The organism is Microbacterium sp. LMC-P-041 (genome assembly GCF_030209555.1).
In the GTDB taxonomy this organism is placed as follows: domain Bacteria; phylum Actinomycetota; class Actinomycetes; order Actinomycetales; family Microbacteriaceae; genus Microbacterium.
In genome coordinates, this window is record NZ_JARVRV010000010.1 from 169,472 (window position 1) to 192,507 (window position 23,036).

Here is a 23,036-nt window from a genome sequence, read left to right on the forward strand (position 1 = left end):
AGAGTGGACCTGCCCCGCGCACCGCGCATCAACCCCAGCATCCTGGCCGCCGACTTCGTGAACATGCAGCGTGATCTCGCCAAGATCGCCACTGCCGACTTCGCGCATGTCGACGTCATGGACAACCACTTCGTCCCGAACCTCACGTTCGGGCCGCAGATGGTCGAGCGGATCCAGGCGACCAGCCCGATCCCGCTCGACGTGCACCTGATGATCACCGACCCCGAGCGGTGGGCTCCCGCGTATGCGGAGCTCGGTGCCGCGAGCGTCACGTTCCACCTCGAGGCCGCCGCCGATCCGATCTCGCTGGCCCGCACTCTGCGCAGCATCGGGGCGAGGGCCGGAGTGGCGATCAAGCCGGACACCCCCGCGGACGGTCTCTACAGCGTGCTCGAGGAGTTCGACCAGATCCTCGTGATGACCGTCGAACCAGGGTTCGGCGGGCAGGGATTCATGCCCGAGACGATGCCGAAGCTGCGCGCTCTCGCCGACGAGGCGAAGCGGCGAGGGTCGAACGTCTGGCTGCAGGTCGACGGCGGGATCTCCGATGCGACGATCGAGGCGGCGGCCGCCGCCGGCGCAGACACCTTCGTCGCAGGATCCGCGGTCTACGGCGCCGACGACGTCGAGGCGGCCGTCACCCGGCTCAGAGACCGCGCCAGAGCCGCTAGCCTGGAATCGTGAAGACTTTCGACGAGCTGTTCGCCGAGCTCAGCGTCAAGGCCGAGACCCGCCCCGAGGGATCAGGCACGGTTGCAGAGCTCGACGGCGGCGTGCACACGATCGGCAAGAAGATCGTCGAGGAGGCTGCCGAGGTCTGGATGGCGTCCGAGTACGAGTCCGACGAGGCCGCTGCAGAAGAGATCTCGCAGCTGCTCTACCACGTGCAGGTGATGATGCTCGCGAAGGGCCTGAGCCTGCAGGACGTCTACCGACATCTGTGAAGCGCTCCGCCCCACTCGCTTCGATCTGAAGGCATCCCATGCTGCGCATTGCTGTTCCCAACAAGGGCTCTCTCTCCGAGACGGCCGCCGACATGCTCGCGGAGGCCGGCTACGCCGGTCGCCGTGACCCCAAGACGCTCCACGTCGTCGACAGCGACAACGACGTCGAGTTCTTCTACCTCCGTCCGAAGGACATCGCGACGTACGTCGGCTCCGGCGCCATCGATGTCGGCATCACGGGTCGCGACCTGCTTCTCGACGCCCGCATGCCCGGCGCGCGCGAGATCGAGGCGCTCGGCTTCGCCGGCTCGACCTTCCGCTTCGCCGCGCCCTCGGGGCGCTACACCGAGGTGTCCGAGCTCGACGGTCTGCGCATCGCGACGTCGTATCCGGGTCTCGTCGACGCGTTCCTCGATGAGCGCGGAATCGCGGTCGACCTCGTGCCGCTCGACGGTGCGGTGGAGTCCGCCGTGCGCCTCGGTGTGGCCGACGCCGTGGCTGACGTCGTCGAGACGGGCACGACACTGCGTCAAGCGGGGCTCGACGTCTTCGGTCCCGTGATCCTGCAGTCCGAGGCCGTGCTGATCGCCGGTCCGCAGGATGCCGAGGGATCCGAGACGCTTCTCCGCCGTCTCCGCGGCGTCATGGTGGCCCGCCGGTTCGTGATGATCGATTACGACCTGCCGCTCGCTCTGCTCGACGACGCCGTGAAGATCGCCGGCGGCATCGAGTCTCCCACCGTCTCGCCCCTGCGCGACCCCGAGTGGGTCGCGGTGCGGGTCATGGTGGCCCGCGCGCGGGTCAACCCCGTGATGGATGCGCTCTACGCTCTCGGTGCCCGAGCGATCCTCGTCACGGCGATCCACAACGCGAGGCTCTGATGGCGCTCGCGAGTCGCGTCATCCCCTGCCTCGACGTCGCCGCCGGCCGCGTCGTCAAGGGAGTCAACTTCGAGAACCTGCGCGACATGGGCGACCCGGTCGAGCTTGCCCGCCACTACGCGGCGCAGGGCGCCGATGAGATCACCTTCCTCGACGTGACCGCGACGGTCGATGCACGCGCGACGACCTACGACGTCGTCCAGCGCACCGCCGAGCAGGTGTTCGTGCCGCTGACGGTCGGCGGGGGAGTCCGCAGCGTCGACGACGTGTCCCGCCTGCTGTCCGTCGGAGCCGACAAGGTCGGTGTGAACTCCGCTGCGATCGCGCGCCCCGAGCTGATCGGCGAGATCGCCGACCGCTTCGGGGCGCAGGTGCTCGTGCTGTCGCTCGATGTCAAGCGGGCCGACACGACCGCATCCGGCTTCGTGGTCACCACCCACGGCGGACGCACGCAGACCACCCTCGACGCACTCGACTGGGCGCGAGAGGCCGCTGAACGCGGCGCGGGCGAGCTGCTCGTCAACTCGATCGATGCCGACGGCACGCGAGACGGCTTCGATCTCGAGCTGGTGAAGCTGATGCGCGAGGCAGCCTCGGTGCCCGTGATCGCGTCGGGCGGAGCAGGCAAGGCCGCAGACTTCGCTCCGGCGATCAAGGCCGGGGCGGATGCGGTTCTGGCAGCCAGCGTGTTCCACACCGGCGCGCTCACGGTCGGCGACGTGAAGGATGCACTGCGTGCGGAAGGAGTGCTCGTCCGATGAGCGACGTCGAAGAGCGCATCGCGCAGGTCGCCTTCAATGACGACGGTCTCGCACCGGTGATCGTGCAGCAGTGGGACACTGCAGAGGTCCTGATGCTCGCCTGGGTGGATGCCGAGGCGCTGCGACGTACCCTCACCACCGGACGTGCGGTCTACTGGTCTCGATCCCGCCGGGAGTACTGGCGCAAGGGCGACACCTCGGGCAACATCCAGGTGGTGCACGAGGCGCGGCTCGACTGCGACGGCGATGCGATCCTGCTTCGTGTCGACCAGACGGGACCGGCCTGTCACACGGGCACGCGCACCTGCTTCGACACGACCGACCTGCAGGCCGTCGAGGGGGGCTCCGCAGAATGACGCTCGCACGCAGAGGCCGGTCGATCGCCGTCTCGGGGTTCCTCCTCTCCGGTGCGATCGGCATCATCTCGTCGACGCAGACCTGGCTGACCGTCGCGCGCACCGATGCGGGAGAGGCGATCCTCGTGCCAGGGGCGTCCGCGCTGCCCTTGCTCGCGCCTCTCAGCCTCGCCGTGCTGGCGCTCGGCATCGCGCTCTCGATCGTCGGTCCCGTGCTCCGGCTGATCTTCGGCGTGCTCGCCACCGCTGCCGCGCTCTTCCTCGGGTGGACGACGCTCCAGTTGGTGCTGACCGAGCCGCTGAGCGCTGTCGGCCCCACCGTCACCGAGACGACCGGTCTCGCCGGGAGCTCGGCGATCACGGACGTGGTCGCCGGCATCGAGCTCTCCGCCTGGCCCGTCATGACGCTCATCGGCTGGGTCATCCTGCTCGCGGCATCCCTCGTCGTGCTCATCACGTGGCGCCGCTGGAAGCGCGGCGGCCGCCGCTACCGCACCGATGCCGCACATGTGGACGCGACCGCCGGCCCCGTGGACGCGATCGATTCGTGGGACGACCTGTCTCGCGGAACCGACCCGACGCGATGACCCCGATAGACTTGACCCGAACCAGCACGTCGTCCCCCGGAGGAGACCATGACCAACCCGATCGCTGACCCCGGCCACGGACACTCGCCTGCCGCATGGACGGGCGTCATCATCATGCTCGCCGGCTTCACGATCGGCACGCTGGCGTTCTGCCTCGCCGAGTTCAGCCCCGTCTGGGTCGCCCTGATCTGGGTCGGCGCGGCCATCATCCCGATCGGCGCTCTCGTGGGCTGGCTGCTCGCGAGGGCCGGCTACGGCGTGAAGGGCCCCAAGTACTCGCCGAAGGCGCACTAATGGTGCTCGCCGACCTCACGGCCGGCGCAGTCGCAGACGCTGAGCGTCGCGCTCTCACCAGGCCACTGGCCGAGGTGGAACGCGATGCTCTCGCACGCCCCGCCGCCAAGGACGCCCTGGCGTTCCTCGCTCCCGCCGAGCGCGTGAAGATCATCGCCGAGGTGAAGCGCGCGAGCCCGTCGCGTGGCGCCCTGGCCGAGATCCCGGATCCCGCTTTCCAGGCGTCGCTGTACGAGACGGGCGGCGCGTCGGCGATCAGCGTCCTGACCGAGGAACGCCGGTTCGGCGGCAGCCTCGCCGATCTCGAAGCTGTCACCGCGCGCGTGTCCCTTCCCGTGCTGCGCAAGGACTTCATCGCGAATCGATATCAGGTCCTCGAAGCACGAGCCGCCGGTGCCGATCTCGTGCTGCTGATCGTCGCGGGGCTCGAGCCGCATGTGCTCCGTGAGCTCTTCGGCTTCATCACCGAGCTCGGCATGACGCCGCTCGTCGAGACGCACTCGGCCGACGAGCTCGAGGTCGCGATCGATCTCGGGGCATCGCTGATCGGCGTCAATGCGCGCGACCTGAAGACCCTCGAGCTCGACCGCGATCTCTTCGGCCGTCTCGTCGACCGGATCCCTGAGACCGCGGTCAAGATCGCGGAATCCGCGGTCCTCACACCTGAAGACGTCAGGCACTACCGCTCAGCGGGCGCTGACGTCGTCCTGATCGGGGAGGCGCTCGTCACGGGCGACCCGGTCGCCACACTCAAGAGCTTCCTGGAGGCGTGATGAGCCTGCGAGACCAGCACGGTCCACTGTTCGGCGACTACGGCGGACGCTACATGCCCGAGTCGCTGATCGCCGCGATCGACGAGCTCTCGGCGGCATACGCCGACGCGATCGTCGATCCGGTCTTCCGCGACGAGCTGGCGTCTCTGCTCAGCTCCTACGCCGGGCGCCCGTCGCCGCTCACCGAGGTCGCCCGGTTCGCCGAGCACGCCGGCGGAGCGCGAGTGTTCCTCAAGCGCGAGGACCTCAACCACACCGGCTCGCACAAGATCAACAACGTGCTGGGGCAGGCGCTGCTGACGAAGCGCCTCGGCAAGACCCGCGTGATCGCCGAGACGGGGGCAGGCCAGCACGGCGTCGCCACGGCTACCGCTGCCGCTCTCTTCGGCCTCGACTGCACCATCTACATGGGCGAGGTCGACACCGAGCGCCAGGCGCTCAACGTCGCGCGGATGCGACTGCTCGGCGCCGAGGTGATCGCGGTCACCTCCGGATCGCGCACGCTGAAGGACGCGATCAACGACGCGTACCGCGACTGGGTGGCGAGCGTCGAGACGACCAACTACATCTTCGGCACCGCGGCGGGGCCGCACCCGTTCCCCGCGATGGTTCGGGACTTCCAGAAGATCATCGGCGAAGAGGCTCGCCAGCAGCTGCTCGACGAGGTCGGCCGACTGCCTGACGCGGTCATCGCGTGCGTCGGAGGCGGCTCGAACGCGATCGGAATGTTCGATGCGTTCCTCGACGACGCCGGCGTGAAGCTCTACGGAGTCGAGGCGGCCGGCGACGGCGTCGACACACCTCGCCACGCGGCCTCCATCGAGCGTGGGCGTCCCGGCATCCTGCACGGCGCGAAGACCTACGTCCTCCAGGACGAAGACGGCCAGACGGTCGAGTCGCACTCGATCTCCGCAGGTCTCGACTACCCGGGCGTGGGCCCGGAGCACTCCTGGCTCGCCGACATCGGTCGCGCCGAGTACATCCCGGCGACCGACGACGAGGCCATGCAGGCGCTGCGCCTGCTGAGCCGCACCGAAGGCATCATCCCCGCCATCGAGTCCGCCCACGCCCTCGCGGGCGCCCTGCGCCTCGGACGTGAGATGGGTCCGGACGCCGTGCTCGCGATCTGCCTGTCGGGTCGCGGCGACAAGGACATGGACACAGCAGCCCGCTACTTCGACCTCTACGACGCCGAGGCGCTCGCGCACGATGTCGCCGACGAGAGCGACGCCGAAGCAGCCGCGTCGAAGGGGGAGCCGGAGCTGTGAGCCGCGTCGAACAGGCGATCGCCGCCGCCCATGACGCGGGCCGCAGCGCCTTCGTCGGATACCTCCCCGTCGGCTACCCCGACCTCGAGACGAGCATCCGTGCCGCCATCGCCCTCGCCGAGAACGGCGTCGACATCATCGAGCTCGGACCGCCCTACAGCGACCCGGTGATGGACGGCGCCGTGATCCAGGAGGCGACCACCGCGGCTCTCGCGAACGGCTTCAAGATGAAGGACCTCTTCACGGCCGTGCGCGCGATCACCGACGCCACCGATGTGCCCGTCCTGGTCATGACGTACTGGAATCCGGTGTTCCAGTACGGCGTCGACCGCTATGCGGACGACCTGCTGGCCGCGGGGGGAGCGGGCCTGATCACGCCCGACATCACCCCTGACGTGGCAGGGGAGTGGATCGCAGCGAGCGAGCGCACGGGCCTCGACCGCGTCTTCCTCGCCGCGCCCACCTCGACCGACGAGCGCCTCGACCTCGTCGTGAAGTCGTCCACCGGCTTCGTCTACACCGTCTCGACCATGGGCATCACCGGTGAGCGCACCGAGCTCGACCGCGCTGCGCGCACCCTGGTCGGACGCCTTCGCGAGCACGGCGACATCCGCGCCTGCGTCGGGATCGGCATCTCGACCGCCGAGCAGATCGCCGGAGTCTCCGAATACGCGGACGGCGCCATCGTCGGCACCGCACTCGTCCGCGCCCTCCGCGACGGCGGCATCCCCGCCCTCGCAGAGGTCACCCGAAACCTGGCGGTCGGCACGTCGTCGGCACGCCCCGTACACGAGAACTAGAATCGCACTCATGTCCCTCGCGCTCCACAGCACCTTCAGCGGCGTGCTCGCCAGCATCCCGAGCCCCACGGTCTCCTACATCGACCTCGGCCCGCTCCGGATCCACTTCTACGCGCTCTGCATCATCGCCGGCATCATCGCGGCGGTACTGCTGACCAACCACCGCCTCACCAAGCGCGGTGCAGAGCCGTGGGTCGTGATCGACATCTCGATCCTCGCCGTTCCGCTGGCCATCATCGGCGCGCGCATCTTCCACGTCCTGACCCACCCGAACTTCTACTTCGGCGAGGGCAGGAACACCTGGAATCCCTTCGAACCCGGATCCGTCTGGGCCATCTGGGAGGGCGGTATCGCCATCTTCGGCGCCCTCATCGGCGGCGCAGTGGGCGCGTACCTCGGATGCCGCTGGACCGGCATCCGCTTCTGGACCTTCGCCGACGCACTGGCACCCGGGCTCCTGCTCGCACAGGCCATGGGCCGTTTCGGCAACTGGTTCAACAACGAGCTCTACGGTCTGCCCACCGACCTGCCGTGGGGCCTCGAGATCCCCTCCGACAACTCCGCGTTCCCTCCCGGCCTTCCCGAGGGCACGCTCTTCCACCCCACGTTCCTGTACGAGGTGATCTGGAACGGTCTCGGCGTGATCGTGCTGCTCTGGCTGAGCCGCAAGGCGACCGCGTTCCAGTGGGGAAAGCTCTTCGCCATTTACCTCATCTGGTACAGCGCCGGACGTGTGGTCTGGGAGTCGATCCGCATCGATCCGAGCGAGATCATCCTGGGTCTCCGCAGCAACGTGTGGGCCGCCATCATCGGCATCATCGTGGGCATCGCGATCCTCATCGTCCAGTCTCGCCGTCACCCCGGTCTCGAGCCGTCGCCCTACCAGCCCGGCCGCGGCCGGAAGGACCTCGACGCTGATGTAGAATCGCAGAACAATCCCTCCGATTTCGTGGACGTGAGTGAGCCTCCGTCCGAAGAAGTCGCCGCAGGAGCCAGCGCCACAAGCACCGCTCCCACGGACTCGGAAGGCGCTCGATAGCCCACCGGTCCGTGCGGACCCCATCGCATCCACCCGGCCAATGACGCCCCCGGGTCATCCGAAGATCTGAGGACGGTACTGGTGTATTTTCAGCCTCCCTACGGCGCTTCCGGCGCTTACCCCCCGAAGCAGGGCATGTACAACCCGGCGTTCGAGAAGGACGCCTGCGGCCTCGCCATGGTCGCGACCCTCCGCGGCGAGGCGGGCCACGACATCATCGCGCTCGCGCTCGAAGCGCTGCGCAACCTGGAGCACCGCGGGGCGATCGGCTCGGATGCCGGCACCGGAGACGGCGCGGGCATCCTGACGCAGATGCCGGACGCGTTCCTGCGCGCCGTCACCGACTTCGAACTGCCCCCGGTCGGCGAGTACGCCGCGGGCCTGGCATTCCTGCCGCGCGATTCCAGCGAGCGCCGCCAGCAGAAGGCCGGCATCGAGAAGATCGCCCGCTCGGAGGGACTCCGCGTCCTCGGCTGGCGCGAGGTTCCGACGGTCAACGACAACCTCGGAAAGCTCGCCGACGAGGCGCGTCCCGCCTTCGAGCAGCTCTTCGTGAGCGCCGGGGGAGCGACGCACTCGGACGCCCCGCTGACCGGCATCGCCCTCGACCGCGTCGCATACCGACTGCGCAAACGCGCCGGTCACGAGCTCGGCGCCTACTTCGTGACGCTGTCCGCCCGCACTCTCGGCTACAAGGGCATGGTCACGACGCTGCAGCTCGAGCCGTTCTACCCCGACCTGCAGGACGAGCGCTTCATGTCCGAGCTCGCGGTCGTGCACTCCCGCTACTCCACGAACACGTTCCCCTCCTGGCCGCTCGCTCAACCGCTGCGCATGCTCGCGCACAACGGCGAGATCAACACGGTCGGCGGCAACCGCAACTGGATGCGCGCTCGCCAGTCGCAGCTCGAATCCGAGCTGCTGGGCGATGTCGCGCCGCTGCTGCCGATCTGCACCGACGGTGCCAGCGACTCCGCGTCGTTCGACGAGGTGCTCGAGCTGCTCACCCTCACCGGTCGCAGCCTGCCGCACGCCATCATGATGATGGTCCCCGAGGCATACGAGAAGCAGTCCGACATCTCTCCGGAGCTTCGTTCGTTCTACGAGTACCACTCGAACCAGATGGAGCCCTGGGACGGCCCCGCGGCGCTCATCTTCACCGACGGCACCGTCGTCGGCGCGACCCTCGACCGCAACGGGCTCCGCCCCGGGCGCTGGACCGAGACGACCGACGGCCTCATCGTCATCGGCTCGGAGACCGGTGTGCTCACCTTCGAACCCGAGCGGATCAAGCGTCGCGGACGCCTGCAGCCCGGCAAGATGTTCCTCGTCGACACGTCGCAGCGACGCATCATCGAAGACGAGGAGATCAAGCACGATCTCGCGACCATGCACCCGTGGCAGGAATGGCTGGATGCCGGTTCCGTGCGGCTCGCGGACCTCCCCGAGCGTGAGCACATCGTGCACCCGCCCGCATCGATCACCCGCCGTCAACGCACCTTCGGCTACACGGAGGAGGAGGTGCGCATCCTGCTGACCCCGATGGGCCAGAACGGTGTCGAGCCTCTCGGCGCGATGGGATCCGACACTCCGATCGCGGTCCTCAGCAAGCGTCCCCGCCTGCTCTTCGACTACTTCACTCAGCAGTTCGCGCAGGTGACCAACCCGCCGCTCGACTCGATCCGCGAAGAGGTCGTGACGAGTCTGAAGCTCGGTCTCGGCCCCGAGAGCAATCTGCTCACCTGGGGTCCCGACCACACCCGCACGGTGTCGCTCGACTTCCCGGTCATCGACAACGACGAGCTCGCGAAGATCCGTCACATCGACAAGGCTCTTCCCGATCGCTCCAGCGTGACGATCAGGGGCCTGTACCACTTCGACGCCGGCTCTAACACGCTCGAGAAGCGTCTGACCGAGATGTGCGACGAGGTCGATGAGGCCATCGAGAGCGGTGCCGAGTTCATCATCCTGTCGGATCGCGACTCGAACAAGGATCTGACCCCGATCCCTTCGCTTCTCATGGTCTCGGCCATCCATCACCACCTGATCCGTCGTGAGAACCGCATGAAGGTCGGTCTGATCGTGGAGGCGGGTGACGTCCGCGAGGTGCATCACGTCGCGACGCTGATCGGATACGGCGCGTCGGCGGTCAACCCGTACCTCGCGATGGAGACCGTCGAGCACCTGGTGCGCACCGGCTACATCACCGGCATCAGCCCCGAGAAGGCCGTCCGCAACCTGATCTACGCGCTCGGCAAGGGCGTGCTGAAGATCATGTCGAAGATGGGCATCTCGACCGTCTCGTCGTACGCCGGCGCACAGGTCTTCGAGGCCGTCGGTCTGAGCGAGGAGTTCATCGACAAGTACTTCACGCGCACCGAGTCGAAGCTCGGCGGCATCGGGATCCAAGAGATCTTCATCGAGAATCAGGCTCGTCACGACTACGCCTACCCGGAGGATGAGGCTGCTCGCGCTCACGAGCGCCTCTGGACCGGTGGCGAGTACCAGTGGCGTCGCGACGGTTCCCCGCACCTCTTCAACCCGGAGACGGTGTTCAAGCTGCAGCACGCCACACGCGAGCGCCGCTACGACATCTTCCGCGAGTACACCAGGATGGTCGACGATCAGGCGGCGGAGCTCAAGACTCTGCGCGGTCTGTTCTCGCTGCGGACCGGTACGCGCAAGCCGGTGCCGCTCGACGAGGTCGAGCCGGTCTCGGCGATCGTCAAGCGGTTCTCGACCGGCGCGATGAGCTACGGATCGATCTCGAAAGAGGCCCACGAGACTCTCGCGATCGCCATGAACAGGCTCGGCGGCAAGTCCAACACGGGTGAGGGCGGGGAGGATGCCGACCGTCTGCTCGATCCCGAGCGCCGCAGCGCGATCAAGCAGGTCGCCTCGGGACGCTTCGGCGTCACCAGCCTGTACCTCACCGAGGCCGACGACATCCAGATCAAGCTCGCCCAGGGTGCGAAGCCCGGCGAGGGCGGTCAGCTGCCTCCGCAGAAGGTGTATCCGTGGGTCGCGCGCACGCGCGGCGGAACACCCGGTGTGGGACTCATCTCGCCCCCGCCGCACCACGACATCTATTCGATCGAAGACCTGAAGCAGCTCATCTTCGACCTGAAGCGGGCCAACCCCGAGGCGCGGATCCACACGAAGCTCGTCAGCCAGTCGGGCATCGGCGCGGTCTCGGCGGGTGTCGCGAAGGCTCTGAGCGACGTCATCCTGGTCTCAGGTCACGACGGCGGCACGGGCGCGAGCCCGATGAACTCGCTCAAGCACGCGGGAACGCCGTGGGAGCTCGGGCTCGCCGAGACCCAGCAGACGCTGATGCTCAACGGCATGCGCGATCGCGTGGTCGTGCAGGTCGACGGCCAGCTCAAGACGGGACGCGATGTCATCATCGGCGCTCTGCTGGGCGCGGAGGAGTTCGGGTTCGCGACGGCTCCGCTCGTCGTCAGCGGCTGCATCATGATGCGCGTCTGCCACCTCGACACCTGCCCGGTGGGCGTCGCGACGCAGAACCCCGTGCTCCGCGAGCGCTTCACCGGCAAGCCGGAGTTCGTCGTGAACTTCATGGAGTTCATCGCCGAAGAGGCGCGCGAGATCCTGGCCGAGCTCGGCTACCGCTCGATCGATGAGATCGTCGGCCGCACCGAGCTGATCGAGGCGAACGCCGCACTCCAGCACTGGAAGGCGGAGGGCCTCGACCTGAGCCCCGTGCTCGAGGGACCGGCATTCCCGGCGAGCGAGCCGCGTCGCAGCCGCCGCACGCAGGATCACGAGCTCGAGAAGCACTTCGACGTGCAGCTCATCGACATCGCCAAGCCGGCGCTCCTCAACGGCGAACCGGTGGTGGTCGAGCTGCCGATCGCGAACACCGAACGCGCCGTCGGGACGATGCTGGGTCACCAGGTCACCTCCCGACACGGCGCCGCGGGGCTTCCCAGCGGCACCATCGACGTCACGCTGCACGGCACCGCCGGTCAATCGCTCGGCGCTTTCCTGCCTTCTGGGATCGTGCTTCGACTCGAGGGCGACGCGAACGACTACGTCGGCAAGGGGCTCTCGGGCGGCGACATCTCGATCCGTCCCGCTCGCGGGGCTGCCATCGCTCCGCACGAGAACGTGATCGCCGGCAACGTGATCGGCTACGGCGCGACGTCCGGGACCATGTATCTCTCCGGCGTGGTCGGCGAGCGATTCCTCGTGCGCAACTCCGGCGCGACCGCCGTCGTCGAGGGAGTGGGCGACCACGCGCTCGAGTACATGACGGGCGGCGTCGCGGTGATCCTCGGCTCGACGGGTCGCAACCTCGGCGCCGGCATGTCCGGGGGAGTGGCCTACATCCACTCGCTCGACAGCGGCAAGATCAACGCCCAGTCGCTCGGCAGCGGCGAGCTCCGGCTCGAACCGCTCGACCGTGCCGACCTCGAAGTGCTGCGGAGCCTGATCGTGGCACACGTGGAGCGCACGGCCTCGCCGCTCGGCTCCGACATCCTGGCACGGTTCGATGAGACCGCAGGCCAGTTCACGAAGGTGCTTCCTCGCGACTACGCGGCAGTCCGCAGCATGCGCGAAGAAGCAGTCGCCGAGGGCATCGACCCCGACGGCGACATCGTCTGGAACCGCATCCTGGAGGTGACCGGTGGCTGATCCCAAAGGTTTTCTGAAGGTCACAGAACGTGAGCTTCCCCCGCGTCGCCCTGTGCCCGTGCGCATCATGGACTGGAAAGAGGTCTACGAGCCCGGCGACCAGGCCGTCCTGAAGCGGCAGGCAGGTCGCTGCATGGACTGCGGCGTGCCGTTCTGCCATCAGGGCTGCCCGCTGGGCAACCTGATCCCCGAGTGGAACGACCTGACCTGGCGCGGCGAGGGCCGTGCGGCGATCGATCGCCTGCACGCGACCAACAATTTCCCGGAGTTCACCGGTCGCCTGTGCCCGGCACCGTGCGAGAGCTCCTGCGTGCTCGGCATCAACCAGCCTCCTGTCACGATCAAGCAGATCGAGGTCTCGATCATCGACGAGGCGTTCGCCAAGGGCTGGGTCGAACCGCAGCCACCGGCCCGCCTGACGGGCAAGACCGTCGCGGTCGTCGGGTCCGGCCCTGCCGGTCTCGCCGCTGCTCAGCAGCTCACGCGCGCCGGTCACACGGTCGCGGTGTTCGAGCGCGACGACCGCATCGGCGGCCTGCTGCGTTACGGGATCCCCGACTTCAAGATGGAGAAGGGGCAGCTCGAGTCGCGCCTTCGCCAGATGCAGGAAGAGGGAACACGCTTCCGCGCCGGAGTAGATATCGGCAAGGACATCTCGTGGGCCGACCTGCGCGCCCGCTACGACGCCATCGTGATCGCCACCGGATCCACGGTTCCGCGCGACCTGTCTATCCCTGGTCGCGACCTCGACGGAGTGCACTTCGCGATGGAGTACCTGGTCGAGTCGAACCACGCGGTCGCCGGTGACAAGGTGCCGGAGCAGATCACGGCCGAGGGCAAGCACGTCATCGTGATCGGCGGCGGTGACACCGGTGCGGACTGCATCGGCACCGCACACCGTCAGGGCGCGATCAGCGTGACGAACCTCGCGATCGGCAAGCAGCCAGGCACCGAGCGGCCGGGCCACCAGCCCTGGCCGATGATGCCGACGTTGTTCGAGATCTCCTCGGCACATGAAGAGGGCGGCGAGCGGGTCTTCCTCGCCTCGACCGTCGAATTCCTCTCGAACGATGTCGGCGAGGTGCGCGCGCTCCGCGTCGCCGAGACCGAGTTCATCGACGGCCGCCGGGTTCCCAAGAGCGGGACGGAGCGCGAGATCCCCGCAGATCTCGTACTGATCGCGATGGGCTTCACCGGTCCGGAGCAGGACGGCTACTCCGAGGACACCCTCCCGCAGGTGACAGACCGCGGTGCCTTCCGACGTGATGACAGCTACGAGTCCACGGTTCCCGGCGTGTTCGTCGCCGGCGATGCCGGTCGCGGACAGTCGCTGATCGTCTGGGCGATCGCCGAGGGCCGCGCGGCTGCGGCGAACGTCGACCGATTCCTCATGGGGACCACCGTGCTGCCCGAGCCGGTGCGACCACATGAAGTCGCTATCGGTCTCCAGCCCGCGTAGGCTGAGCGGCGGCACCGTCGCCTGATTTCCATCCCCCACTACCCTGGAGCAATCTTTGAGACGCGCGAAAATCGTCGCCACCCTGGGCCCCGCCACCTCCACGTACGAGACCGTGCGTGCACTCATCGACGCCGGAGTGGACGTCGCCCGTCTGAACCTCAGCCACGGTGACTACTCCGTGCACGAGAACAACTACGCCAACGTCCGTCGCGCTGCCGACGATGCGGGCCGCGCCGTCGCCATCCTCGTCGACCTTCAGGGGCCGAAGATCCGTCTCGGCAAGTTCGAGAACGGTCCCTACGAGCTCGCCGAAGGCGACATCTTCAAGATCACGACCGAAGACATCATCGGCAACAAGGAGATCTCGGGCACGACGTTCAAGGGCCTGCCCAACGACGTCAAGCCGGGCGACTTCCTGCTTATCGACGACGGCAAGGTCCGCGTCGAGGTCGTCGAGACCGACGGAGTCACCGTCACGACGCGCGTGATCGTCGCGGGCGCCGTCTCGAACAACAAGGGCATCAACCTGCCCGGCGTCGCCGTCAACGTCCCCGCGCTCAGCGAGAAGGACGAGGACGACCTCCGTTGGGGCCTGCGCATCGGCGCCGACCTCATCGCCCTGTCGTTCGTCCGCAACGCCGAAGACGTCAGCCGCGTGCACGAGATCATGGCAGAGGAGGGCGTCAAGGTCCCCGTCATCGCCAAGGTCGAGAAGCCGCAGGCCGTCGACGCTCTCGAGGAGATCGTCGACGCGTTCGACGCGATCATGGTCGCCCGTGGCGACCTCGGGGTCGAGCTGCCTCTGGAGGCCGTGCCGATCGTCCAGAAGCGCGCTGTCGAACTGGCACGCCGCAACGCGAAGCCCGTCATCGTCGCCACTCAGATGCTCGAGTCGATGATCAACAGCCCGGTGCCGACGCGCGCCGAGACCTCCGACGTCGCCAACGCCGTGCTCGACGGCGCGGATGCCGTGATGCTCTCGGGCGAGACCAGCGTGGGTGACTACCCGGTCGTCGTCGTCGAGACGATGGCTCGCATCATCGAGTCCACCGAAGAGCACGGACTCGAGCGCATCGCCCCGCTGACGAACAAGCCGCGCACGCAGGGTGGTGCGATCACTCTCGCCGCTCTCGAGGTGGCCGAGTTCGTCGACGCGAAGTTCCTCTGCGTGTTCACCCAGTCCGGTGACTCGGCGCGTCGTCTCTCGCGTCTGCGCTCGCGCATCCCGATGATCGCGTTCACACCCGAGCCGAGCATCCGCCGTCGCATGGCGCTCACCTGGGGCATCCGCTCGAAGCTCGTCGACATGGTCCAGCACACGGACCTGATGTATCTGCAGGTCGACGACTATCTGCTCAGCAGCGGACTCGCCGTCGAGGGTGACAAGGTCGTCGTGATCTCCGGTTCCCCTCCCGGAATCGTCGGCTCGACCAACGACATCCGCGTGCACAAGGTCGGAGACGCCGTGAACGGCGCGGCTCCGATCTACAAGGAAGCCACGGTCTGATCCAGGCAAGAGGCGAAGGGGCGGAGCCACGGTTCCGCCCCTTCGTCGTATCCGTCGCCGGGGAGTCCTGGCGGTTGGTATCGTCTGGCGTGACGGATGCGGCGCGGCCACCAGGGGAGGGGACATCATCGATCTCGTGAGACGGGCCCGCTGGTGGATCGCGGACTACGCCTATGCCGCCTACTGGCAGGTGCGCTCGGCCTTCGACCGCCGCGATCCGTCTTCGTTCGCCGGGGGCCATGCTGCTCCGATCGTCATCCTTCCCGGGGTCTACGAGACATGGCGTTTCATGCAACCGCTGATCACGGCCCTGCATGATCGCGGCCATCCGATCTACGTGGTCGATGCCCTGAGACGCAATCAGCGTCCCGTGCGGGATGCAGCGCGGGTCGTGACGGCCTTCCTCGAGCGCGCGGACCTGTCCGACGTGCTGCTCGTCGCGCACAGCAAGGGCGGACTCGCGGGGAAGCTCGCGATGGCCGGCCCGGCGGGGACTCGAGTGCGCGCCATGTTGGCGGTCGCGACTCCCTTCGGCGGTTCCCGGTACGCACGGATACTCCCTGTCCCGTCCCTGTGGGCCTTCGCCCCCTCGCACCCCTCGATCGTGGCGCTCGCTCGGCATCAGGACGTGAACGAACGGATCGTATCGGTGTACGCCACCTTCGATCCGCATATCCCCGAGGGCAGCGAACTGCCGGGTGCGCGCCGGAACGTCCGGCTCGACACAGGCGGGCACTTCCGGATCCTCGCGGATCCTCGCGTCCTCGGCGAGGTCGCGTCTCTCTCCGAACCCTGAGCGGGTCGACCTCGGCGCCCGCGGCACCGTCTCGGGACCGGTCGGCGCCGCGACATGACGGATTCTCAGCGCATGACGGATACTCTGGTGCTGGCGCACGCCGTGACAGACCACGCGGGCGCCGTGCCCATGGATGAAGCGACCATCGAACCCGCCACGGACGCGCGCCTCGACAGCGCCCGGCCGCCGTGCGGCGTGCCCGGTGCGGGTCGTTCGGAGGCCCCGGCCGACCCTGCTGCGGTGATGGCTGATCCGATGACGTCGTCGAAGCCCGGCAGCATCGGGGTCCGCTACCGCCTCAAGCGTCGATTCCGAACGTGCGACGCGATCGCGTGCGTGCCGGTGCCGCTCGCGCAGACGCGCGTCGCCGAGACGATCGCGGCGGAGGACGGAGCCCGCATCTACGGTGGCGGCACCTATATGCCCGTGCTGAGTGACGGAGCCCCGGTGGACGCCTCCGACGAGAACCTCGACGCGATCATCCGTGCGGCGGTGCCGACGCGGGTCGTGCTCGCAGAGCATCCTGCCGTCGCGGAGCGCGAACTGCACGCGGCCATGCGGCCCGTACTGGATCGCTACCTGCTCATCGACGATGAGATCTGGTCACTCGTCTGAGGGCTGTTCTCTGATGTGCCGGCGGTGGGACTCGAACCCACACGCCCTTTCGGACAAAGCATTTTGAGTGCTCCGCGTCTGCCATTCCGCCACGCCGGCTCGTGTGTCGCGTCTTCGACTTTAGCGCAGCGGATCAGTGTCGATCCTCACGCGCCGCGGCATCGGGGGACCTCAGAGGCGCTCTCCACTAGGATGGATCTGTGACCGAGCAAGAACAGGCAGCCGAGCAGCCCACGTCATCCGCACCCCGACGCGTCGTCGTCGCCGAGGACGAGTCGCTGATCCGTCTCGACATCGTCGAGATCCTCCGCGACAACGGCTTCGATGTCGTCGGCGAGGCCGGCGACGGAGAGACCGCCGTGGCGCTGGCGACCGAGCTGCGCCCCGATCTCGTCATCATGGACGTCAAGATGCCGCAGCTCGATGGCATCAGCGCCGCGGAGAAGCTGCACAAGGGCAACATCGCACCCGTCGTCCTCCTCACGGCATTCAGCCAGAAGGAACTCGTCGAACGGGCCAGCGAGGCCGGCGCCCTGGCCTATGTGGTCAAGCCGTTCACGCCGAACGACCTGCTGCCCGCCATCGAGATCGCTCTCGCTCGCCACGAGCAGATCATCACGCTCGAGGCCGAGGTCGCCGACATGGTCGAGCGCTTCGAGACCCGCAAGCTCGTCGACCGCGCCAAGGGACTGCTCAACGAGAAGATGGGCCTTTCCGAGCCCGAGGCGTTCCGCTGGATCCAGAAGGCATCGATGGACCGCCGTCTGACGATGCAGGACGTGGCGAAGGCGATCATCGAGCAGCTCGCTCCGAAGAAGTAGCCTTTGCTTCCACTCGACGCAGAGCATGTTCTGCGTCCGGTCCGGACCGGCGACGGCGCGGCCCTCGCGAGAGCGTACTCCGCGAATCGCGACCATCTCGCGCCGTGGGAACCGCTCAGGGCTCCGGAGTTCTTCACTCCGGAGTGGCAGGAGTTCCATGCGGAGCAGTGCGTCATCGAAGCGTCGGCCGGTCGGAACATCCGGTTCGTGATCGAGTCGTCCGATGGTGAGATCCGCGGAAGGATCAACCTTAACAACATCGTCCGCGGGGCTTTCTGGAATGCGGACCTGGGCTACTGGGTCGACAGGACGCGTCTGCGGCGGGGACTCGCTTCCCGCGGCGTCCACCGGGTCGCCGAGTACGCCCGCGACGAGGTGCAGCTGCACAGGCTGCAGGCAGCGACCCTCCTGCACAACTCTGGTTCACAGCGTGTGCTCGCCGACAACGGCTTCGAGCGCATCGGTATCGCGCCGCAGTACCTGCGCATCGCGGGGGAGTGGCAGGATCACCTGCTGTTCCAGTTGCTGCTGGTCGAGCCGCTCAGCCTGCCGCGGGAGCGTCCTTGATCATGTTGGTGATCCGGATGGTCGAGCAACGACGCCCCTGATCGTCGGTCACGACGATCTCGTGCACGGTGATGCTGCGGCCGAGATGGACGGGTGTGCAGACGCCCGTCACGACACCCGACGTGGCGGAGCGCGTGTGGGTGGCGTTGATGTCCACCCCGACCGCGAGTCGGCCCGGGCCCGCGTGCAGGTTCGCCGCCATCGAGCCGAGCGACTCGCCGAGAACCACGTAGGCACCGCCGTGCATGAGGCCGACGGGCTGTGTGTTCCCCTCGACCGGGAGCGTCGCGACGCATCGCTCGGTGGTGAACTCGACGAACTCCATGCCCATCTTCTGAGCGAGAGCACCCATTCCGCGGGCTGTCGCCCAGTCGAGTCCTGCACTGGTGGCAGTGTCGCTCATGGTTCCTCCTCAGCGGGTGTCTGTCGTCCTCGTTAGGCTGACAGGGTGACGGACTCCGCAAAGCCTACCCTCATGGTCGTCGACGGCCATTCGCTCGCCTATCGTGCCTTCTTCGCCCTCCCGGTCGAGAACTTCACGACGAAAGACAATCAGCACACGAACGCCATCTACGGCTTCCTGTCGATGCTGGTGAACCTCATCAAGGCCGAGCAGCCGACGCACATGGCGATCGCGTTCGACACCTCCCGTCATTCGTTCCGCACCGATCAGTACCCCGAATACAAGGCGACGCGGTCGGAGTCCCCGCAGGAGTTCCGGGGTCAGATCCCGCTGCTGCAGGACTGCCTCGCGGCGATGTCGATCCCGGTGCTCACCAAAGAGGGCTTCGAGGCCGACGACATCCTCGCGACGCTCTCGACGCAGGGCGCGGAGCAGGGATACGACGTCCTGGTGGTCTCCGGAGACCGTGACACGATCCAGCTGGTCACCGACGACGTCACGCTGCTGTACCCGTCCGTGCAGGGCGTCTCGCAGCTCAAGCGCTACGACCCGGTGACCGTGCAGGAACGCTACGGAGTGCGGCCCGAGCAGTATCCCGACATCGCGGCTCTCGTGGGCGAGACGAGCGACAATCTCCCCGGCGTGCCCAAGGTGGGGGAGAAGACCGCCGTCAAGTGGCTGACGCAGTTCGGTTCGCTCGACGACCTGCTCGAGCGAGCCGATGAGATCAAGGGGGTCGTGGGCGGCAACCTGCGCGATCACATCGAGGACGTGCGCCGTAACCGTCGGCTCAACCGACTGCTGCGCGACGTCGAGCTTCCCGTCGCTCCCGACGACCTCGCGGTCGCCCCGATCGACGCTCAGGCCGTGCGCGACATCTTCGCCCGCCTCGAGTTCCGCACCCTGCTGCCCCGTGTCTTCGAAGCAGTCGGCGCCGGCGAGGTCGCCGACGATCCGGCCGCGACGGTGGTGCTGCCCGAACCGACGCAGGTCACCGCAGCCGAGTTCGTCAGCTGGGCCGACGCGCAGACGGACGACGTCGCACTGCGTATCGTCGTGCAGGGCGGGGCACCGACGCGTCTCGGCGCCGCGACCGCGAGCGAGCTCCGCGAACTCGACTGGAACGATGACGACATCGAGGTGCTGAGACCGTGGCTCGAGTCGACGCGCCCCAAGGTGCTGCATGATGCGAAGCCCCAGGTGAAGGCGCTGCTGCGCCTCGGCATCCGACTCCAGGGACTCGCTTACGACACCAGTCTCGCCGGCTGGCTGCTGCGACCGAGCTTCCCCGACAAGACCCTGTCCGACCTCGTCGAACGGTATCTCGGAGAGAAGCTCCCCGAGGCGGATCCCTCGCAGCTCGTGCCGGAGACGGAGGGCGCCACCCCATCGCAGGAGGCCTGGTTCGCGCTCCGCGTCGCCACGGCTCTGCGTGACGACATCCCCGAGTCGGTCGCCGCTGTGCTCACCGACATCGAGCTTCCGACCCTGCTCACCCTGGCCGACATGGAGGTCGCGGGAGTCGCGGTGTCGCACGACGTCCTCTCGACGTTCTCGGGCGAGCTGGCGACGCGCGCCGACCGCCTCGCACAGGAGGCATTCGGGATCGTCGGTCGCGAGTTCAATCTCGGATCTCCGAAGCAGCTCCAGGAGGTGCTGTTCGACGACCTGCAGCTGCCCAAGACCCGCAAGACGAAGACCGGATACTCCACGGATGCTGCGGTGCTCGCCGATCTCCAGGAGTCGCATCCGCATCCTTTCCTCGGTCTGCTGCTGCAGCACCGCGAGGCCACAAAACTCCGCCAGATCATCGAGTCGCTCGACACCGCGATCGGAACCGATCACCGCGTGCATACGACGTATGTGCAGACCGGAAGCCAGACCGGGCGCCTGTCGAGCACAGACCCGAACCTGCAGAACATCCCGGTGCGCACCGAGGAGTCGCGTCGCATCCGCAGCGCGTTCCAGGTGGGAGAGGGGTACGAGTCGCTGCTCACCGCCGACTACTCGCAGATCGAGATGCGCATCATGGCCCATCTGTCCGGCGACGAAGGCCTCATCGAGGCGTTCAACAGCGGTGAGGACCTCCACCGCTTCGTCGGCGCGCGAGTGTTCGGAGTCGAACCGAGCGAGGTGACGTCCGCGATGCGCACGAAGGTGAAGGCGATGTCCTACGGCCTCGTCTACGGTCTCTCCGCGTTCGGCCTGTCGAAGCAGCTCCGCATCGAGCAGTCCGAGGCGAAGCAGCTGATGGTCGAGTACTTCGCGCGGTTCGGAGCGGTACGCGACTACCTCCGGGCGTCCGTCATGAAGGCCAAAGAGGTCGGCTACACCGAGACCATCTTCGGGCGGCGGCGACCCTTCCCCGACCTCGCGAGCCCCAACCGCGTGCTGCGCGAGAACGCCGAGCGCGCGGCGCTCAACGCACCGATCCAGGGCAGCGCGGCCGACATCATGAAGATCGCGCTGCTGCACATCCACGAAGACCTCAGGTCGGAGGGACTGTCCTCGCGTGCGCTGCTGCAGATCCACGACGAACTCGTCGTCGAGGTCGCACCGGGGGAGTGGGACGCGGCCGAGCGGATCGTTCGGACTCGCATGGGCGATGCGGCGGATCTCACCGTGCCGCTCGACGTGCAGGTCGGGCGCGGGCAGGACTGGAACGAGGCGGCGCACTGATTCCGACCGTGCGTCCGTGACGACGGGTGCGACCGCGAGGGCCGGCAGCGCCGGCGACGGGTACCAATATCCTGCGCCGGGGCGCAGGGCTACGCTGGAGGGATGACCTCTTCCTCTCGCACACCGTCTGCCATCGACAGAGTCGCCGATGAGTGGGTCGACACCATCGCGGTGCTCGCTCCGACGCTCGGCACCTACATCGGCCGGGACGACGTCAACGACCGTTTCGGCGACCTGAGCCCCGAGGGGCACGAGGAGATCGCGCGAGCGACTCGTTCGACCCTCGCCGCGCTCGAAGCGCTCGAACCCGTGGACGCGATCGATGAGGTCACCAAGACCGATCTGGCCGCCGAGCTGAGTCTCGACCTCGAACTCCACGATGCCGACTGGCACCTGCGCGACCTGAACGTCATCGCGTCGGCGGCGCAGGACGTACGGTCGGCCTTCGACCTGATGCCCACCGCGACGGCGGACGACTGGAGCGTCATCGCCACCCGCCTCGCCGCGGTCCCTGATGCGCTCCGGGGCTACACCGAGACCCTTCGTGCAGGCATCGCCGCCGGAGTGACCCCCGCACGCCGTCAGGTCGTGGAAGTCGCGACGCAGATCGATCGCTATACCGCCGACGACGGATTCTTCGCTGCATTCGTCGCCGAGGCAGCGCCTCAGGACGGCAATCTCCCCGCATCGCTCGCCCGTACTCTGGCCGACAACTCGGCCGCCGCTCGGGTCGCCTACGACGAGCTCCGCAGCTTCCTCGCGGACGAGCTGGCACCGGCAGCGACTGAGACGGACGCCGTCGGCCGAGAACTCTACGCGCTCAACTCGCGACGTTTCCTCGGCGCGACGATCGACCTCGACGAGACCTATGAATGGGGCCGCGAAGAACTCGCCCGCATGGTCGCGGAGCAGACCGCGATCGCGAACGAGATCCTGCCCGGAGCCACCGTCGAAGAGGCTGTCGCCCATCTCGAGGCCGACCCGTCCCGCAAGCTCGTGGGCACCGATGCTCTACAGCGCTGGATGCAGGAGACGAGCGACCGTGCCGTCGCAGAGCTCGGCGCGACGCACTTCGACATCCCGGAGGCGATCCGGACCCTCGAGTGCATGATCGCTCCGACGCAGGAGGGCGGCATCTACTACACCGGCCCCACCGACGACTTCTCACGCCCCGGCCGGATGTGGTGGTCGGTGCCCGAAGGCGTCACCGAGTTCGACACCTGGCGGGAACTGACGACCGTCTACCACGAGGGCGTCCCGGGGCACCACCTGCAGATCGCCCAGGCGGTCTACAACCGCGCGGAGCTCAACTCCTGGCGCCGTCTGCTCGCAGGGACGTCGGGACATGCCGAGGGATGGGCGCTGTACGCCGAACGTCTGATGCAGCAGCTCGGCTACCTCGACGACCCGGCGGACAGGCTCGGCATGCTCGACGGGCAGCGGATGCGCGCAGCCCGCGTCGTGCTCGACATCGGTGTGCACCTCGGCAAACCTCGTCTCGACGGTCAGGGCACGTGGGATGCCGACTACGCCCTGGACTTCATGCGCAAGAACGTGAACATGTCCGATCAGTTCGTGCAGTTCGAGGTCAACCGGTATTTGGGCTGGCCGGGGCAGGCTCCGTCGTACAAGGTCGGGCAGCGCATCTGGGAGCAGGTGCGCGATGCGTATCAGGCGGAGCGTGGCGCGGACTTCGATGTGAAGGAGTTCCACAAGCGCGCGCTCGACATGGGCGGGGTCGGACTCGACACGCTCCGCACGGCACTTCTGAATCGCTGAGGGAATGCCGCGCCGGTGTGCGCTGTTCATTCAGCTGAATAGAAAGGG

The 23,036-nt window shown here is 67.7% G+C and carries 21 protein-coding genes and 1 tRNA gene; 20 read left to right on the forward strand and 2 right to left on the reverse strand.

The window, feature by feature from the left end; translation table 11 throughout:
- Nucleotides 1-3: 3 nt before the first annotated feature.
- From rpe to QRN21_RS17830, 16 genes are all read left to right on the forward strand, one after another.
- Complete coding sequence (gene rpe / locus QRN21_RS17755; RefSeq protein WP_053096108.1) at nt 4-684, forward strand: ribulose-phosphate 3-epimerase; 681 nt, start codon at nt 4-6, stop codon at nt 682-684.
- The gene (locus QRN21_RS17760; protein ID WP_017202142.1) at nt 681-944 is read left to right on the forward strand and encodes a phosphoribosyl-ATP diphosphatase; all 264 of its coding nucleotides are present in this window, start codon (nt 681-683) and stop codon (nt 942-944) included. Before rpe ends, QRN21_RS17760 begins: the two co-directional genes overlap by 4 nt.
- A 38-nt stretch (nt 945-982) precedes the next feature.
- Nucleotides 983-1,825, forward strand: a complete 843-nt coding sequence (gene hisG / locus QRN21_RS17765; protein WP_053096106.1) for an ATP phosphoribosyltransferase — start codon at nt 983-985, stop codon at nt 1,823-1,825.
- Nucleotides 1,825-2,586, forward strand: a complete 762-nt coding sequence (gene hisF, locus QRN21_RS17770) for an imidazole glycerol phosphate synthase subunit HisF (RefSeq protein WP_053096104.1) — start codon at nt 1,825-1,827, stop codon at nt 2,584-2,586. Before hisG ends, hisF begins: the two co-directional genes overlap by 1 nt.
- The gene (gene hisI, locus QRN21_RS17775; RefSeq protein WP_056278765.1) at nt 2,583-2,942 is read left to right on the forward strand and encodes a phosphoribosyl-AMP cyclohydrolase; all 360 of its coding nucleotides are present in this window, start codon (nt 2,583-2,585) and stop codon (nt 2,940-2,942) included. Before hisF ends, hisI begins: the two co-directional genes overlap by 4 nt.
- Complete coding sequence (locus QRN21_RS17780; protein WP_285365525.1) at nt 2,939-3,529, forward strand: Trp biosynthesis-associated membrane protein; 591 nt, start codon at nt 2,939-2,941, stop codon at nt 3,527-3,529. Before hisI ends, QRN21_RS17780 begins: the two co-directional genes overlap by 4 nt.
- Before the next feature lie 48 nt (nt 3,530-3,577).
- Entirely contained in the window at nt 3,578-3,823 is a 246-nt protein-coding gene (locus QRN21_RS17785; protein WP_053096098.1) for an HGxxPAAW family protein, read from the forward strand.
- 2 nt (nt 3,824-3,825) lie between these two features.
- Nucleotides 3,826-4,596, forward strand: coding sequence for an indole-3-glycerol phosphate synthase TrpC (gene trpC / locus QRN21_RS17790; protein WP_053099114.1), 771 nt, complete (start codon nt 3,826-3,828; stop codon nt 4,594-4,596).
- The gene (gene trpB, locus QRN21_RS17795; protein WP_053096096.1) at nt 4,596-5,864 is read left to right on the forward strand and encodes a tryptophan synthase subunit beta; all 1,269 of its coding nucleotides are present in this window, start codon (nt 4,596-4,598) and stop codon (nt 5,862-5,864) included. Before trpC ends, trpB begins: the two co-directional genes overlap by 1 nt.
- Nucleotides 5,861-6,664, forward strand: coding sequence for a tryptophan synthase subunit alpha (gene trpA, locus QRN21_RS17800; protein WP_053096094.1), 804 nt, complete (start codon nt 5,861-5,863; stop codon nt 6,662-6,664). Before trpB ends, trpA begins: the two co-directional genes overlap by 4 nt.
- A gap of 10 nt (nt 6,665-6,674) precedes the next feature.
- On the forward strand, nt 6,675-7,703 hold the full coding sequence (gene lgt, locus QRN21_RS17805) for a prolipoprotein diacylglyceryl transferase (RefSeq protein WP_053096092.1): 1,029 nt from the start codon (nt 6,675-6,677) through the stop codon (nt 7,701-7,703).
- Nucleotides 7,704-7,838: 135 nt separating this feature from the next.
- The gene (gene gltB, locus QRN21_RS17810; protein ID WP_285365568.1) at nt 7,839-12,362 is read left to right on the forward strand and encodes a glutamate synthase large subunit; all 4,524 of its coding nucleotides are present in this window, start codon (nt 7,839-7,841) and stop codon (nt 12,360-12,362) included.
- Entirely contained in the window at nt 12,355-13,821 is a 1,467-nt protein-coding gene (locus tag QRN21_RS17815) for a glutamate synthase subunit beta (protein ID WP_285365528.1), read from the forward strand. Before gltB ends, QRN21_RS17815 begins: the two co-directional genes overlap by 8 nt.
- Before the next feature lie 55 nt (nt 13,822-13,876).
- Nucleotides 13,877-15,328 (forward strand): pyruvate kinase, encoded by a 1,452-nt coding sequence (gene pyk, locus QRN21_RS17820; protein WP_053096089.1) that lies wholly within the window; start codon nt 13,877-13,879, stop codon nt 15,326-15,328.
- 136 nt (nt 15,329-15,464) lie between these two features.
- Complete coding sequence (locus tag QRN21_RS17825; protein ID WP_285365530.1) at nt 15,465-16,124, forward strand: esterase/lipase family protein; 660 nt, start codon at nt 15,465-15,467, stop codon at nt 16,122-16,124.
- Between the two features lie 72 nt (nt 16,125-16,196).
- Nucleotides 16,197-16,739: a hypothetical protein gene (locus tag QRN21_RS17830; protein WP_285365532.1), complete on the forward strand. Its 543-nt coding sequence runs from the start codon at nt 16,197-16,199 to the stop codon at nt 16,737-16,739.
- Between the two features lie 16 nt (nt 16,740-16,755).
- Here QRN21_RS17830 and QRN21_RS17835 read toward each other — a convergent pair.
- Nucleotides 16,756-16,838, reverse strand: a tRNA-Leu gene (locus QRN21_RS17835).
- A 101-nt stretch (nt 16,839-16,939) separates the two neighbouring features.
- On the opposite strand from QRN21_RS17835, the gene QRN21_RS17840 reads away from it, so the two are divergent.
- The gene (locus QRN21_RS17840; RefSeq protein ID WP_042536652.1) at nt 16,940-17,560 is read left to right on the forward strand and encodes an ANTAR domain-containing response regulator; all 621 of its coding nucleotides are present in this window, start codon (nt 16,940-16,942) and stop codon (nt 17,558-17,560) included.
- Nucleotides 17,561-17,563: 3 nt separating this feature from the next.
- On the forward strand, nt 17,564-18,127 hold the full coding sequence (locus QRN21_RS17845; RefSeq protein ID WP_285365535.1) for a GNAT family N-acetyltransferase: 564 nt from the start codon (nt 17,564-17,566) through the stop codon (nt 18,125-18,127).
- Here the strand turns inward: QRN21_RS17845 and QRN21_RS17850 are convergent.
- On the reverse strand, nt 18,102-18,530 hold the full coding sequence (locus QRN21_RS17850; RefSeq protein WP_285365537.1) for a hotdog fold thioesterase: 429 nt from the start codon (nt 18,528-18,530) through the stop codon (nt 18,102-18,104). The two genes, QRN21_RS17845 and QRN21_RS17850, sit on opposite strands and share 26 nt — an antisense overlap.
- A gap of 45 nt (nt 18,531-18,575) precedes the next feature.
- Here QRN21_RS17850 and polA point away from each other — a divergent pair, with 45 nt between their 5' ends.
- Nucleotides 18,576-21,209, forward strand: coding sequence for a DNA polymerase I (gene polA, locus QRN21_RS17855; RefSeq protein WP_285365539.1), 2,634 nt, complete (start codon nt 18,576-18,578; stop codon nt 21,207-21,209).
- 102 nt (nt 21,210-21,311) lie between these two features.
- Nucleotides 21,312-22,988 (forward strand): DUF885 domain-containing protein, encoded by a 1,677-nt coding sequence (locus QRN21_RS17860; RefSeq protein ID WP_285365541.1) that lies wholly within the window; start codon nt 21,312-21,314, stop codon nt 22,986-22,988.
- Nucleotides 22,989-23,036 lie beyond the last annotated feature (48 nt).

Bases quoted from the DNA above. Each gene is read 5' to 3' on its own strand.
- hisG (WP_053096106.1), top strand. From the start codon at position 983: ATGCTGCGCATTGCTGTTCCCAACAAGGGCTCTCTCTCCGAGACGGCC.
- QRN21_RS17860 (WP_285365541.1), top strand. From the start codon at position 21,312: ATGACCTCTTCCTCTCGCACACCGTCTGCCATCGACAGAGTCGCCGAT.
- hisF (WP_053096104.1), top strand. From the start codon at position 1,825: ATGGCGCTCGCGAGTCGCGTCATCCCCTGCCTCGACGTCGCCGCCGGC.
- QRN21_RS17785 (WP_053096098.1), top strand. From the start codon at position 3,578: ATGACCAACCCGATCGCTGACCCCGGCCACGGACACTCGCCTGCCGCA.
- QRN21_RS17850 (WP_285365537.1), bottom strand. From the start codon at position 18,530: ATGAGCGACACTGCCACCAGTGCAGGACTCGACTGGGCGACAGCCCGC.
- QRN21_RS17780 (WP_285365525.1), top strand. From the start codon at position 2,939: ATGACGCTCGCACGCAGAGGCCGGTCGATCGCCGTCTCGGGGTTCCTC.
- QRN21_RS17830 (WP_285365532.1), top strand. From the start codon at position 16,197: ATGACGGATACTCTGGTGCTGGCGCACGCCGTGACAGACCACGCGGGC.
- trpB (WP_053096096.1), top strand. From the start codon at position 4,596: ATGAGCCTGCGAGACCAGCACGGTCCACTGTTCGGCGACTACGGCGGA.
- hisI (WP_056278765.1), top strand. From the start codon at position 2,583: ATGAGCGACGTCGAAGAGCGCATCGCGCAGGTCGCCTTCAATGACGAC.
- gltB (WP_285365568.1), top strand. From the start codon at position 7,839: ATGTACAACCCGGCGTTCGAGAAGGACGCCTGCGGCCTCGCCATGGTC.
- lgt (WP_053096092.1), top strand. From the start codon at position 6,675: ATGTCCCTCGCGCTCCACAGCACCTTCAGCGGCGTGCTCGCCAGCATC.